Source organism: Nocardioides sp. NPDC101246, assembly GCF_044767415.1.
Lineage (GTDB): Bacteria > Actinomycetota > Actinomycetes > Propionibacteriales > Nocardioidaceae > Nocardioides.
This window is the reverse complement of the sequence record NZ_JBIWNX010000003.1, coordinates 473,465-487,783: the sequence shown is the minus strand read 5'-3', so window position 1 is coordinate 487,783 and position 14,319 is coordinate 473,465. Positions and strand designations below refer to the sequence as shown.

General features: G+C 69.3%; 9 protein-coding genes. 5 read left to right on the top strand and 4 right to left on the bottom strand.

Going from position 1 to position 14,319, the window contains the following annotated elements:
• The first annotated feature begins 283 nt into the window (after positions 1-283).
• A complete protein-coding gene (locus ACIRON_RS07815) occupies positions 284-1,558 on the top strand; it encodes an HNH endonuclease (RefSeq protein ID WP_402991179.1) in 1,275 nt (424 codons plus the stop codon).
• 1,881 nt (positions 1,559-3,439) lie between these two features.
• Here ACIRON_RS07815 and ACIRON_RS07810 read toward each other — a convergent pair.
• The 4 genes from ACIRON_RS07810 to asnB are packed head-to-tail and all read right to left on the bottom strand — an operon-like array spanning position 3,440 to position 7,467.
• Positions 3,440-3,775 (bottom strand): ArsR/SmtB family transcription factor, encoded by a 336-nt coding sequence (locus tag ACIRON_RS07810; RefSeq protein WP_402991176.1) that lies wholly within the window; start codon positions 3,773-3,775, stop codon positions 3,440-3,442.
• 14 nt (positions 3,776-3,789) lie between these two features.
• Complete coding sequence (locus ACIRON_RS07805) at positions 3,790-4,437, bottom strand: SRPBCC family protein (protein WP_402991173.1); 648 nt, start codon at positions 4,435-4,437, stop codon at positions 3,790-3,792.
• A gap of 16 nt (positions 4,438-4,453) precedes the next feature.
• A complete protein-coding gene (gene nadE, locus ACIRON_RS07800) occupies positions 4,454-5,470 on the bottom strand; it encodes an NAD(+) synthase (RefSeq protein ID WP_402991170.1) in 1,017 nt (338 codons plus the stop codon).
• Entirely contained in the window at positions 5,467-7,467 is a 2,001-nt protein-coding gene (gene asnB, locus ACIRON_RS07795; protein WP_402991167.1) for an asparagine synthase (glutamine-hydrolyzing), read from the bottom strand. Before asnB ends, nadE begins: the two co-directional genes overlap by 4 nt.
• A gap of 212 nt (positions 7,468-7,679) precedes the next feature.
• Here asnB and ACIRON_RS07790 point away from each other — a divergent pair, with 212 nt between their 5' ends.
• The 4 genes from ACIRON_RS07790 to ACIRON_RS07775 all read left to right on the top strand — a co-directional run bounded on the left by ACIRON_RS07790 (position 7,680) and on the right by ACIRON_RS07775 (position 14,279).
• A complete protein-coding gene (locus ACIRON_RS07790; RefSeq protein WP_091050683.1) occupies positions 7,680-7,946 on the top strand; it encodes a phosphopantetheine-binding protein in 267 nt (88 codons plus the stop codon).
• Positions 7,936-8,598 (top strand): serine O-acetyltransferase, encoded by a 663-nt coding sequence (locus ACIRON_RS07785; RefSeq protein WP_402991163.1) that lies wholly within the window; start codon positions 7,936-7,938, stop codon positions 8,596-8,598. The genes ACIRON_RS07790 and ACIRON_RS07785 overlap by 11 nt, the downstream gene beginning before the upstream one ends.
• 45 nt (positions 8,599-8,643) lie before the next feature.
• Positions 8,644-9,489, top strand: coding sequence for a glycosyltransferase (locus ACIRON_RS07780; RefSeq protein WP_402991160.1), 846 nt, complete (start codon positions 8,644-8,646; stop codon positions 9,487-9,489).
• A 62-nt stretch (positions 9,490-9,551) separates the two neighbouring features.
• Positions 9,552-14,279 carry a DUF4082 domain-containing protein gene (locus tag ACIRON_RS07775; RefSeq protein ID WP_402991157.1) on the top strand — a complete coding sequence of 1,576 codons (4,728 nt, stop codon included), beginning with the start codon at positions 9,552-9,554 and terminating at the stop codon, positions 14,277-14,279.
• Positions 14,280-14,319 lie beyond the last annotated feature (40 nt).

The following is a 14,319-nucleotide window of genomic DNA, read 5'->3' as shown; positions in this document are numbered from 1 at the left end:
CTTCGCCGGCCGCTTCGCGGTCCTGGACTCCGGACCAGATCGAGAAAAGATTTGGCTGGCTATCGGGGCGGCGGCCCGGGTGTGGCGCAGCGGAATCCTGCTGGGGAAGGTGGGGCTTGTGGGGGTAGAGGGGTGGCCCTTCGGGCCACTTACCATCCACAGGGGCGACCTCGTTCACTTACCGCGAAAATGGCCTCTGACCTGCACCTATAGGTGGCTAGGTATCCCTCCGGCGGCGTAGAATTAGACCCATCACAACACGCCTCTGAAGGGAGGGATCACGATGAGTCTCGAGCGCGACGTCGACCACTGGGGAAGCCATCCCGGTGATGCGATCGACGCCGCTCTCGCTGCCATCGAGTCCTCCCTTCACGACCTGCTCGCCAGTGACCCTGCCTATTGGCGGACCGCGACGAAGAAGGACCTGCTGGCCCGGTTGGAGACGATCCAGGCCCAGCAGGCCGCGTTGAAGCTGCGAGTGTTGGCCTCGTCCGGTGATATCGCCGAGGAGACCGGGGATAAGGACGCCTCGGCCTGGATGCGCGCCGAGCTCTTGGTCGACAAGGCCGTGGCCCGATCCCAGATCAAGCTCGCCACCAAGATCGCCCAGTACGAGCTCGTCGCCGACGGTCTCGCTGCCGGTGTCGTCTCCTCCGACAAGGCCCGGGTCATCACCAAAGCGTTGGACAAGATCGAGGCCGACCCGATCGCCAGCGCCGAGGACCTGGTCCTGGCCGAGAAGCTCCTGGTCGACTACGCCACCAGGCTGACCGCGAACGAGTTGGCGATTGTGGGCAGGAAGATCCTGGCCGAGATCGACCCGGCCCGGTTCGAAGACGCCGAAGCCCAGGCCCTCCTCGCCGAAGAGGAACGCGCCCAGGCGAGGACCGCGCTCCGGGTGTGGGACAACCACGACGGGACCGTCGGGTTCGACGGCGTGCTGCCGGTCTCGATCGGGATGCGGTTCAAGCGGCTGGTCGAGGCTTATGCCCAGCCCCGCAAGCAGCAGTTGGTTGACAAGGGTGCCTCGTTGCCGCCGTGGGAGCGGTTGATGGGGCAGGGGTTCTCCCGCCTGTTGGAGACCCTCGATCCGGCCAGCCTGCCCCGCCATGGTGGGGATGCGACCACCGTGAACGTAGTGATCTCCCTCGAGGAGCTCCGCAAGGACCTCGGCACCGCCATCCTGGGCTACGACGAGACCAACGGGGCCACGATCACCGCCGCTGAGGCCCGCCGGATGGCCTGCAACGCCGCCATCATCCCGTGGGTGCTGGGCGGTGACGGTGAGGTCCTCGACGCCGGCCGGGCCAGCAGGTTCTTCCAGCCGATCCAGCGCAAGGCACTCCGGTTGCAGGCCAAGTGCTGCCAAGCCGAAGGGTGTGACATGCCACCGGAATGGTGCGACGCCCACCACCTGAATCCGTGGGCTGCGGGAGGCAAGACCGACCTCAAGGACGGCGCACTGCTCTGTCTCCACCATCACCGCCTGGCCCACGCCCCGGCGTACCTCCATGAGCGCCTACCGGACGGAACGATCCGGTTCACCCGGCGTCCCTAGACCGCGTCGGCCAACGGCCACCCCATCAAGCCACGATCGTGGCATCGCTGATGCCGCTTCGGCTCCAGCCGAGGCGGCATCCCCACCCGCCGATCCGAGTCGGTGCGGCCGCCCCGTCAGAAGCGACCCTGGTCTGCGTGCCCTTCCGGGGCGGAACGCACGCATGGGTGTGGCCCCCTGGGGCTGAACGCCCAGTCTCCGACTTGTCCTGCCCCATGCACTCCGATCGACGCGGTCGCTTCGAGTAGCAATCCAGCCGCCCCGGTGGCCCCGGTGGCCCCGGTCGGCGCACCCGGTCGGCGCACCCGGTCGGCGCACCCGGTCGGCGCACCCGGTCGGCGCACCCGGTCGGCGCACCCGGTCGGCGCACCCGAGTTGTCGCACCCGAGTTGTCGCACCCGAGTTGTCGCACCCGAGTTGTCGCGTTCGCGGGTCGGCGGGTCGCTGCTGGCGCGGTTGCCTTGGCTGGCCCATACAAGGTCGACGTGGTTGCGCCGTCACGCGCGCGACGGTGGTGCGATGCCTACCACCTAGATCCGTGGGCTGCCGGCGGCAAGACCAACCTGAAGGACGGGGCCTTGCTCTGTCTCCACCATCACCGCCTGGCCCACGCCCCGGCGTATGTCCATGAGCGACTACCGGATGGCGCGATCCGGTTCACCCGGCGTCCCTAGGCCAGGTCGGCCAACGGTCACCCCATCAAGTCACGATCGTGGCATCGCTGAACCTGGGTCGGCTCCAGCCGAGGCCGCATCCCCACCCCGCCGACCCGAGTCGGTGTGGCCTCCCGTCAAGAGCGACCCTGGTCTGCGTGCCCTTCCGGGGCGGAGCGCACGCATGGGTGCGGCCCCCTGGGGCTGGGCGCCCAGTCCGACGCGCCCTGTCCCATGCACTCCAATCGACCCGATCGCTTCGGCCAGCACTCCGGCTAGCCCGGTCGCTTCGGCCAGCACTCCGGCTAGCCCGGTCGCTTCGGCCAGCACTCCGGCTAGCCCGGTCGCTTCGGCCAGCACTCAGGCCGCCCCGGTCGCCCCCTGTCGGCGCACCCGAGTCGTCGCGTTCGCTGGTTGGCGGGTCGCTGCTGGCGTGGTTGCTTGGCTGGCCCACATGGTCGACGTGGTTGCGCCGTCAAGCGCGCCACGGTCGGTGAGACTCACTCGGGTCGGAATGTGCGAGTCATGACGACTCCTCAGGGCAACCGGTCTCTGTGCCGGCGCGACCACCGGCCGATGTGGCTGGGTCGCGTGACACTCTCGGTAGGAACCTGTGCGCCGGCAGATGCTCGCGGGGGTGCGGCCGCCTTGGTGCTCTACCTCCGCGACCATGGTGCCCTTGATCTGACGCAGCGCCGAGGGCCGAGGGCGAACGCATCGCCGTCGCGCACCTTCCTGCCCGACCGGCGAAATACTGTCCCGGTCCTGCGCGGATCTTGGGCAGTCGAGGATTGTGAAGCCTCTCGCAAGGTCTCATCGGCTCGTGCGGCGACACGAGCTGCCCCACCCAGTGGGGAGATCGTGACGCTGCCGACGCCAACCCGACCCGATCAAAAGCCACGGCCCGCTTGTGAACGGTTCACAAGGTCACGCCCACTGCCGTAGGCACCCACGAGGCACCGGGCCTCCCCGCGCACGGCCAGCTCACGGCCCATGCCCGGATCAAACGGAATCTGCTGCGCCACACTCTCGCCGCCGACCCGATACAGGCGAAATCTTTCTCGATCGGGTGCCGGGTCAAGGATGGCCGCAGGCCACCGCGAAGCGGCGGGCGAAGCCCGTCCTTGACGCGGTGCGTGATCGAGAAACAATCGAACCAAGGGTCGGCGGCGAACACTGAAACGAAGCCACGGCCACGTTCGCGAGCCTCTCGGGCCCGCACGCGGCATCAGCCCTCCGTTGGACCCTGCCGACGCCCACGCCTGATCTCGGTGTCGAGCGCATCTAGGTGCTGGGTCCAGAAGCGGCGGAAGGGGGTGAGCCAGGCGTCGACCTCGGCCATGGGGCCGGTGTCGAGGGAGTAGATGCGGCGGGTGCCGTCGGGGCGTACGTTGGCGAAGCCGTGTTCGCGCAGGACCTTGAGCTGCATGGAGACGGCGGGTTGGCGGATGCCGAACTCGGCCGAGATGGTCTCGACGATCTCACCCGAGGTGAGGTCGTCGTCGGCGAGGAGCTCGAGGATGCGGCGGCGTACGGGGTCGCCGAGGACGTCGAAGGCGTGCAAGCGACTGTTCCCCGCTACTCCGGCTCCGGCATCGCGGTGTAGGCGGCCACGCAGCGCTCGCCGGCGGCGCGGGCCTGGTCGGGGGAGGTGCCGAAGGCGATGTCGGCCTCGACCCAGGCGGCGGCGGAGCCCTGGGTGTGCTCGATCATCGCGGGCAGCGCGTCGGGGGACATCGGGTCCATCTTCTCGGCCTCGGGGGCGGAGAGGTGGAGGGCGAGGCCGAGCAGCATCTGCTCCCAGCCGATGCCGACGGCGCTGGGGCCGAACTCCTTCCACTGCTCCGGGGGGACGGGGGCGGAGTGCTCGAGGCGGAGCAGCGTGCGGCCACCGGTGGCGGTCAGGGTCGCGTCGACCCAGGACATCATGTCGCCGTAAGCCCAGGTGATCGAGAGCAGCTTGGGGCGGTCGCAGGCGAGGATCTCGCCGCCGGCGTTGCCCTCGAGCTGGTAGCGGCCGCCGACCTCGAACTCGCCGGTGACCGGCATCAGCCAGCGCGGGATGCGCTCCTTGGTGGTCAGCGCGTCCCAGACCTCGTCCGGGTCGGCGTCGTAGCTGCGCTCGACGACGAGCACGCGCAGCTCCTCGCCCCCGCGGGTCGTGGTGGTCAGGGCGCGGTTCACGGCACCGAGGTGGTCGGCAGGGATGAAGGGTGGTGTGGTCATGCCTGCCGACATTATATCAAGAACCCTTGATATTCAACGGAACCTCGTCGACGAGCACGGGGGCGGCGTGGAAGTAGGCGGTGGTACGCCGCTTCTGCTCGATGTCGCGGTAGACGCGCTCGACCTGCTCGACGGTGAGGCCGGTGGCCTCGGCGACCTCGACGGTCGGCACGCCGTGGTTGAGCCCGTAGAGACACAGGTCCATCCGCTGGTAGGGCAGCGAGAAGTAGAACTCCTCCTGCGACTGCTCCAGGGAGTAGGTGTCGGTGGTCGAGGGGCGGGCCTGGATCTCCTCGGGCACACCGAGGTGGGCGGCCATCGCGTAGACCTGCGACTTGTAGAGATGCGCGATCGGCTTCACGTCGGCGGCGCCGTCGCCGAGCTTCACGAAGAAGCCCTGGTCGTACTCGAGCCGGTTCGGGGTGCCCGCGACGGCGTAGTTGAGCCGGTCGGCGTGGAAGTACTCCAACGCCTTGCGGGCACGCTGCTTGAAGTTCGTCGCGGCGACGATCTCCAGGTAGGCCTCGGTCGTCAGGCGATGCGTGCTCTGCGTGCCCGAGGGGTCCTCGACGACGACGGAGAAGAGCCGGAACGCGTCGGAGTCGACGACGCTGGGCAGAATGATCTTCGACTTCCACCCCGGCCCGTACGCCGGCACGACCCGTCGGATCGCGTCGTCCCGCCGCTGGTAGGCGCCGAGACCGACCAGGACCGGGGAGATGTCCTCGAGCACCGAGTCGATCCCCAGGGCATCGGTCAGCTTCGTGCTGAACCCGATCGTGTCCTCGGAGGACTCCTGCTCGGGCATGTGCAGCGCGAAGACCCGCTCCGGGCCGAGCGCCTTGACCGCCAGCGCGGCGACCACGCTGGAGTCGATCCCGCCGGAGACGCCGAGCACGATGCCCTTGCGCTTGTTGGCGACCAGGTAGCGGCGGATCGACTCGCCGATCCGGGTCGCTTCCGCCTCCTCGTCGAAGCGGAGCGTCTCCAGTCCGTACGCTGCGTTCTGGCTGGTCGTGGCTGTTCTGTTCATGGCTGGGCCGGGTTCCTTCCGGTGGACTCGAGAGTGCGGTCGAAGATGGTCAGCGGCTCGGGTGGCGCGGTCGGCCCGGCGACCGGTCCCGCGAGCAGCTCGCTGTGCAGCAGCTGGGTGGACAGGACGGCGACCAGCCGCATGTTGTCGGTGTTGCCGAGACGGCGCCCGCCCGTCCGCCGGGCCTTCTCCAGCAGCCGCTGGACGAGCTCGGGCCGGAAGATCCCGGCGGCCTCCAGCGCGGAGCCGGAGGTGACGTCGAAGACCCAGTCCGGGGTGCCGCCGGCGAAGAAGGCCGCGGCGTCAGGCGCCCGATAGGGCTGCTTGGGGCGCCGCAGGATCTCTTCGGGCACCAGGTCGGCGAAGGCGACCTTCAGCAGGTGTTTCTCGTCCATCCCATGGATCTTGTGGTCGGCCGGCACCTGGGAGGCGAGCTCGGCGACGTGCAGGTCGAGGAACGGGAACCGGCCCTCGACCGAGTTGCCCATCAGCATCCGGTCGCCCTGGGAGGCCAGGATGTAGCCCGGCAGCAGGGTCGTCATCTCCAGCCACTGCGCCCTCGACAGCGGGTCCCAGCCCGCCTGCTCGGCGGGCATCGCCGCGAGGACGTCGTCGGCCGGGACCCGATCGCCGGCCCCGCGGACGTCGGCGGTCAGCATCGAGCGCAGCACGGCCGTGGCATCCCAGCGGGGCCGATGCGAGATCGCCGGGTCGCCGGCGACGAGGTTGCGGCCGAAGAAGCTCTTGGCGAAGGCGGGCGCCTGGTGCGGGGATCGCTTCATCCACGGGTAGAGCTGCTCCACGGCTGCCTCTGCGGCGGCCGGGTCGCGAGTCCACAGCTCCCGGATCCGTCCCTCGCGGAAGATGTCGTACCCGCCGAGCACCTCGTCGCTGCCCTCACCGGTCACCACCACCTTGAAGCCCGACTCGCGCACGAGGCGGGAGAGCAGGAACATCGGCGCGGGGCCGGTGCGCAGCAGCGGACTCTCGGCGTGACGTACGACGTCGGGGAAGACATCGGCGATGTCGCGCTCGCGGACCACGACATCCTGATGCACCGTGCCCAGCTGCTTGGCCATCAGGGTCTGGTAGCTGCCTTCGTCGAACTCGTCGTCGGCGAAACGCAGCGAGAACGTGTGCAGCGGAACGTCTGTGAAACCCGCGATCGCACCGGCGGTGACCGCGGAGTCGATCCCGCCGGAGAGGTACGCGGCCACCGGAACGTCGCTGCGTTCGAAGCGCAGCCGGGTGGCGGCCACCAGCCGCTCCCGCAGCTCCTCGGCGTTGCCCCTCAGATCGGTGCGCTGCTCGCTGCCACGGGCGGGGAAGGTCGGGGCCCAGTAGCGAGTGCAGTCGGTCGCGACACCGTCCCGAAAGGTCAGGTAGCTGCCGGGCGGCACCTGCTCGATCCCGCGGAAGACCGTCTGCGGCGCGACCGTGGACCACAGCGTCAGTACCTGGTCGATCCCGGCCGGGTCGAGCTCGCGCGGCACCTCCGGATCGGCGAAGAGCGCCTTCACCTCCGAGGCGAACAGCAGCCTTCCCCCGGACCGCGTGTAGTAGAGCGGGCGTACGCCGAACCGGTCCCGGGACAGCACCAGGTCACCGGTGCGCCGGTCCCAGATCGCCAGCGCCCACTGGCCGTTGAACCGGTCGAAGCAGCCCGGACCCCACTCCTCCCAGGCGTGCACGATCACCTCGGTGTCGCTACGGGTGCGGAAGCGGTGACCGCGGGCACGGAGGTCGGCGGCCAGCTCGACATGGTTGAAGATCTCGCCGTTGAAGGTGACCCAGACCTGGTCGTCCTCGCCGCACATCGGCTGTACGCCGCCGACCGTGTCGACGATCGCCAGCCGGGTGTGGCCGAGTGCGACCCGCTCGTCGCGGTAGTAGCCGCTGCCGTCGGGTCCGCGGTGCGCCAGGGCAGCCAGCATCCGGCGGACGAGGCCGGGGTCAGGCGCCTCGGCGGCGGAGTGGACTCCGCAGATTCCGCACATGGCTCTCCTCGGTAGATGTCTGCGCGTCTGAGCGCCAAGGCTTGTCGGCGCAGGCGGGAGAGCGGGCTCCTACCGAGGCGTTTATCACCCAATGTCGGCATGTTTCGTGCCGGTCGGAGCGCTGGGCCGACGCCGCCTGCCAGAACAGTGGGCGTGAATGGACGTGGCCGGCCGGTCCGGCACCACGAAGGTGACCAGGGAGAGAGCAGAAGATGTCTGACGTACAGCGAACGATCGAGGCGTTCATCCTCGACAGCCTCCTGCTGGGCGACGAGGAGCGGCTGCCGGCACCGACGGACTCGCTGGTGGAGTCCGGGGTGATCGACTCGACCGGGATCCTGGAGCTCATCGAGTTCCTCGAGGAGGAGTTCCAGATCACGGTCACCGAGGCGGAGACGGTGCCGGCGAACCTCGACGGTGTCGCCAACCTGGTGGCCTACGTGGCCGAGAAGACGACGGCGGACCGCCTTGCTGGTTAGGCCTGATCCTGTCGGTCGGGGAGACGGCGACTTCGCCGTCGACCTGGCCAAGATGTACACGATCAACCTCGGCAGCAGGCACCCGTCCCTGCTCGCCAAGGTCCGGTTCTGGCTGACCGACTACGAGCTCCACTGCGTGGCCTGCTATCGCTTCGGGCACTGGGTCGGGGGGCTCCGCGAGCGGCGCCCGGTGCTGGGAGTGCTCGGCCTGGGCGTCTTCTGGTTCTGGAACCGGCACAACATGCGGATCCATCACGCCGAGATCGGCCGCCGGGCCGACATCGGCCCCGGGCTGCTGGTCATGCACCGCTCCGGGATCATGATCGGGCCGGTGGTGATCGGCAGCAACTGCGTGCTCCACCACAACGTGACCATCGGGCAGCGGATCGCCGCCGGAGACCACGGCGTACCGTCCATCGGGGACGACGTCTGGATCGGCCCGGGCGCGGTGATCTCCGGTGCGATCACGGTCGGTGACGGCTGCACCATCTCCGCCGGGACGGTGCTGTCCAAGGACGTGCCGCCACGCAGCCTCGTCGGAGGGAACCCCGGCCGGGTGATCGCCCGGGACTACGACAACGCCAACATGATCAACTTCGTCGTTCCCGGCCGGCCCGCGGAGCCGTCGTCACCGATATTGGGTGATGAGTGAGCCCGGCCGATCGGGGGCCGCTCGAGGGCGGCGATGCTCCGGGGCATGGAGCGTTCCCCGACAGCAGCGAGCGTCGTCGTGCCTGCGCACGACGAGTCGGTTGGTCTGCGTGGGAACCTGGCCGCGCTGCTCGACGGTGTCCCGGCGGGCACCTTCGACGTGGTGGTGGTCTGCAACGGCTGCACCGACGACACCGTCACGGTGGCGCGGTCGGTCCCGGGCGTACGTGTCCTCGAGACCTCGTCCGCCTCGAAAGCGCTCGCCGTCGAGCTGGGTAACGCGGCCACCTCGGTGTTCCCCCGGATCCATCTCGATGCGGACGTACGCCTTCCCGGTCCCGACGCGCTGCGCCTGGTCGCCGCTGTGGCGGAGCCGGGGGTGCACGCCGCCGGGCCGTCCCGTGAGGTTCCGTCCGGTGCCTCATCGTGGCCGGTCCGGGCCTACTACCGGGTGTGGGAGAGCCTCCCGAACGTACGCAACGGCCTGTTCGGTCGCGGCGCGTTCTGTCTCTCCGCCGAGGGCCAGGCCCGGGTGGACGCCCAGGTGCGGCTCATGAACGACGACCTGGTGGTCTCCGAGGCGTTCGCGCCGCAGGAGCGCCGGATCGTCGCGAACGCCGTGGTGGTGGTGCAGCCGCCGCGTACGGTCGCCGACCTGGTCCGTCGCCGGACCAGGGTGGCGACCGGCAACAACCAGGCGGACCAGCATGCGGCCCGCCACGCATCGACATCCGTCTCGGACCTCATCAAGCTCGGGCTGCGTCAGCCGTCGATCGGTCTCCGGGTGCCGGTCTTCCTGACGATCACCGTCATCGCGCGCCGGTTCTCCCGCAGAGCCGTCCGTGCCGGCGACTACACGACCTGGCTGCGTGACGAGAGCTCGCGAGCCTGAACCCCTGAAGGAGCACGAAGCACATGCTGCATCCCAGAACCGGGGGCCGCAGGCTCTTGGCCGTGTTTCTCGGAGCCGTCCTGATCCTCACCGGCCTCACGGCCACCACCGCGACGACTGCCCAGGCCGCCGGCGACCCCTGTGGTCCCGGTGGCAACAAGATCGCCTGCGAGAACTCCAAACCGGGCTCGCCGCCGAGCGAATGGGACATCGACGGTGCGGGGGACGACTCGATCCAGGGGTTCGCCACCGATATCAGTGTCAATGTCGGCAACCCGATCGACTTCAAGGTCGACACCGACGCCAGGGCGTACACGATCACGATCTACCGCACCGGGTGGTACGGAGGTAACGGTGCCCGGCGGATCACCTCGGTCACGCCGTCCGCGTCCCTGCCGCAGACCCAGCCGAACTGCATGCGCGAGTCCGCCACGGAGATGGTCGACTGCGGCAACTGGGGAATCTCCGCCACCTGGCAGGTGCCCGCCGACGCGGTCTCGGGTGTCTACGTCGCGCTGCTCCACCGCGCCGACACGAACGAAGCCAGCCACATCACCTTCATCGTCCGCGACGACGCCAGCCACTCGGATGTGGTCTTCCAGACCTCGGACACCACCTGGCAGGCGTACAACCTCTACGGCGGGTCGAGCTTCTACCAGGGTGGGGCGAACGGGCGGGCGTACAAGCTCAGCTACAACCGGCCCTTCGTGACCCGGCACAGCCCGGCGCGGGACTTCTACTTCGCCAACGAGTTCCCGCTGGTGAGGTTCCTGGAGCGGAACGGGTACGACGTCAGCTACATCGCCGGGGTCGACACCGACCGTCGCGGCGGGCTGCTCACCAACCACAAGACCTTCCTCTCCGTCGGCCATGACGAGTACTGGAGCGGCGCCCAGCGGGCCAACGTCGAGGCTGCTCGTGACGCCGGGGTGAACCTGCAGTTCCTCAGCGGGAACGAGGTCTACTGGCGTACCCGCTACGAGTCCTCGCAGTTGGGTGAGTCCGCGAAGCGGTCCTACCGCACGCTGGTCACCTACAAGGAGGCCTGGGGCGCCTCGGACCCCGCCGACGAGTCCACCTCGACCTGGCGGGACCCGCGCTACGCGCCGAAGAGCCAGGGCGGCGGGCTGCCGGAGAACGCGCTGACCGGCACCATCTTCATGTCCAACAACACCAACCTGCCGCTGACCGTCACCCGGGAGCAGGGCAAGCAGCGGCTCTGGCGCGGCACCGGCCTGAACCAGATGAGCGGTGCCACCACGGCGCTGGCTCCGCACACGGTGGGCTACGAGTCAGACGAGGCCCAGGACAACGGGTTCCGTCCGCCCGGCCTGATCCGGGCCTCGGAGACGACCGGGTTCATCGAGGGCCAGTACATGCACGACTTCGGCAGCAGCGTCGGGGACGGGACGACCACCCACTCGATCACGCTCTACCGCGCTCAGAGCGGCGCGCTGGTCTTCGGGGCCGGCACCGTGCAATGGACCTGGGGCCTGGACACGACCCACGACAGTCCCTACAACGACGACGCGACCAGCCCGGCGATGCAACAGGCGCAGATCAACCTGCTCGCCGACATGGGCGCCCAACCGACCACGCTCATGGCCGGCATGCAGGCGGTCACGGCCTCGACCGACACCACCGGTCCGACGGTCTCGATCAGCACGCCCGCGGCGGGATCGACCCAGGCCAACGGGTCCAAGGTGACCCTGACCGGCACCGCGACCGACACCGGCGGAGTCGTGGCCGGCGTGGAGTACTCCACCGACGGCGGCACCAGCTGGCACCCCGGCAAGGGCACCTCGGCATGGACGGTTGAATACATCCAGCCCGGCGTCGGCAACACCTCGGTCAGGGTCCGGGCGGTCGACGACAGCGCCAACATCGGCGCGACGGCAACCCGTACGTTCAACGTCTCCTGCGGCTGCAGCATCTTCGGTCAGACCGCGATCCCGACCACCTGGACGGCCCTGACCGGCCCGGCGACACCCTCGGCCGACGACCCCAGCGCTGCCGAGCTCGGCCTGCGTTTCACCCCTCTCTCCGACGGGTACGCGGCCGGCGTGCGCTTCTACAAGGGCGCGGGGAACACTGGCACCCACACCGGCTCGCTGTGGAGCACCAGCGGCGAGCGGCTCGCCCAGGTCACCTTCAGCGGCGAGACCTCCGGTGGCTGGCAACAGGCACTGTTCACCAGCCCGGTGGCGCTGAGTGCGGGCACGACGTACATCGTCTCCTACACCGCCCCCAACGGGCGCTACGCCGTGCAGCCATGGGCCTTCGGCGCGAAGGGGATGGAGGCGTACCCGCTCGAGATCGCGGGTGGCTACGGGGCTGAGCCTGCGGGCGTCTACGCCAACCCCGGGACCTTCCCGGCCAACTCGCACCAGAACTCCAACTACTACGTCGACGTGGTCTTCACGACCACCGACGACTCGCCGCTCTCCGCGATCAGCCCCTGGCCGTTGGCGGACTCGTCCTCGGTCCCGCGGTCGACGACCATCAGTGCCCGCTTCTCCAAGCCGGTGGTGTCCTCCTCGGTCCAGGTCTCGGTCAAGGACGCCGTGGGAGCGACGGTGCCCGGTTCGACCAGCTATGACGCAGCCACCAGGACGGTCACCTTCACGCCCTCGAACACGCTGGCCGGCTTCGTGAAGCACACCGTCACGCTCGCGGCCACGGACACCCAGGGAACCCCGCTCACCGGCGGCAAGACCTGGTCGTTCACGACCGCGAAACCGCCGGCGACACCAGGAGTCTGCCCGTGCTCGATCTACAACGACGATGACGTGCCGACGATCCTGGAGGACTCCGAGCGTGCCTCGCTCACCCTGGGTGTGCGGTTCCGCCCGACCGTCACCGGGACCGTCACGGGTGTCCGGTTCTACAAGGGGGTGAACAACACCGGGTCGCACACGGGCACACTGTGGTCGAGCAGCGGTCAGGCGTTGGCCCAGGGCACGTTCACCGGGGAGAGCACCTCCGGCTGGCAGACGCTCACCTTCACCCAGCCGGTCGCGGTCCAGGCGGGGGTGGACTACGTCGCCTCCTACCACACCAACGGGTCCTACTCGGCGACGCCGAACGCGTTCGCCGCCTCGGACCTCTCCAAGGGGCCGATCTCGGTCAGCTCGACCGCCGGCGCCTTTACCTATGGCGAAGGATTCCCGGGCAACTCCTCGGCCTCCAGCTACATGGTGGACCTGGTCTTCCAGAAGGGTGCGCCGACGCTGACGGTGACGGCACAGAGCCCGGCTCCGGGTGCGGTCTCGGTGCCGCGCGGCACCAACATCACGGTCGGTTTCTCGAGCGCGATCACCTCCGGCTACCAGATGAACGTCTCGGGCCCGAGCGGCCCGATCGCGGGGACGTCGTCGCTGAACCAGGCCGGCAACGAGATCACCTTCGATCCCACCGATCTGCTCCCGTCCGATGCGAACGTCTCGGTCAGCCTGACCGGGGTGACCTCTGTCGAGGGGGCCACGCTGGCTCCACAGAACTGGACGTTCCGCACCCGGGCCCAGTCGGCGACCAGCCAGTCGCTCTTCGGTGCCCAGGTGCCGCAGCAGCTGGCTGTGAGCGATGCGTCCCCGGTGGAGGTGGGCACCGCCTTCACCTCCGCACGCGACGGCCAGGTGACCGCGATCCGGTTCTACAAGGGGACGGGCAACAACGGAACCCATGTCGGGTCGCTGTGGTCCGACTCCGGCACCCGGCTCGCCTCGGTCACCTTCGTAGGCGAGACCGCCTCGGGCTGGCAGGAGGCGACGCTCTCCAACCCGGTCCCGGTGACGGCGGGGGCGACGTACGTCGTCTCCTATCTCGCTCCGCAGGGTCACTACTCGGGCACCCCCGGGTTCTTCAACACCGCCTGGACCTCGGGTGACCTGACCGCGCCGGCGACCAACAACGGCCGCTATCTCTACGGCGCCGCGGGTGGGTTCCCCACGTTCAGCTATGGCGCGACGAACTACTTCGTCGACGTCGTCTTCGAACGGGCAGCGGCGACGATGAGCGTCACCGGGCGTGATCCGAGCCCGGGCGCGACCGGCGTGGACACCGGGGTCGATCCAGCGATCACGTTCTCGGCGTCGGTGGCGAACGGCTGGAGCATGTCGGCCACCGCCAACGGGTCCTCGGTGGCTGGTTCGGCGGCGCTGAGCAGCGACGGACGTACGCTGCAGTTCACGCCGTCGGCCGCGCTGCCGGCCGGGGCGACGGTGTCGGTGAGCGCCTCGGGCGTGGTCTCGACCGACGGGGTGAGCCTGCCGACGCAGACGTGGTCGTTCACGACGGCCGCGGCTGTCGTGAACGAGGTCTCGCTGTTCACCGGGGTCACGCCGCAGACCGCGTCGACAGTCGACCTGCTGCCGATCGAGGTCGGCACCGCCTTCACGACGTCCGTGGCCGGCTCGGTGACGGCGATCCGGTTCTACAAGGGCACCGGCAACACCGGCACCCACACCGGCTCGCTGTGGAACTCGGCCGGCACCAGGATCGCCCAGGTGACCTTCACCGGAGAGACCGCGACCGGCTGGCAGACCGCCACGTTGCCGACCCCGGTCGCGCTCACGCCGGGGGTGACGTACGTCGTGTCCTACTACGCCCCCAACGGGCGCTACTCCTCCACTCCCGCCGCCCTCACTCAGTCGCGGACGGTCGGCCCATTGACGGCACCGGGCGGAGCCAACGGCAGGTATCGGTACGGGTCCGGAGGGGGGCTCCCGAACCGATCCTGGAACTCCACGAACTACTTCGTGGACGTGCGGTTCCGCCCGGCGTCACCATAAGCCGGGGGAGGCGGTCCCTAATTGGGGGGATAGGTGGGGC

Excerpts from the sequence above, each read along its gene's own strand:
- ACIRON_RS07790 (WP_091050683.1), top strand. The coding sequence starts at position 7,680 with ATGTCTGACGTACAGCGAACGATCGAGGCGTTCATCCTCGACAGCCTC.
- ACIRON_RS07815 (WP_402991179.1), top strand. The coding sequence starts at position 284 with ATGAGTCTCGAGCGCGACGTCGACCACTGGGGAAGCCATCCCGGTGAT.
- nadE (WP_402991170.1), bottom strand. The coding sequence starts at position 5,470 with ATGAACAGAACAGCCACGACCAGCCAGAACGCAGCGTACGGACTGGAG.
- asnB (WP_402991167.1), bottom strand. The coding sequence starts at position 7,467 with ATGTGCGGAATCTGCGGAGTCCACTCCGCCGCCGAGGCGCCTGACCCC.
- ACIRON_RS07780 (WP_402991160.1), top strand. The coding sequence starts at position 8,644 with ATGGAGCGTTCCCCGACAGCAGCGAGCGTCGTCGTGCCTGCGCACGAC.
- ACIRON_RS07805 (WP_402991173.1), bottom strand. The coding sequence starts at position 4,437 with ATGACCACACCACCCTTCATCCCTGCCGACCACCTCGGTGCCGTGAAC.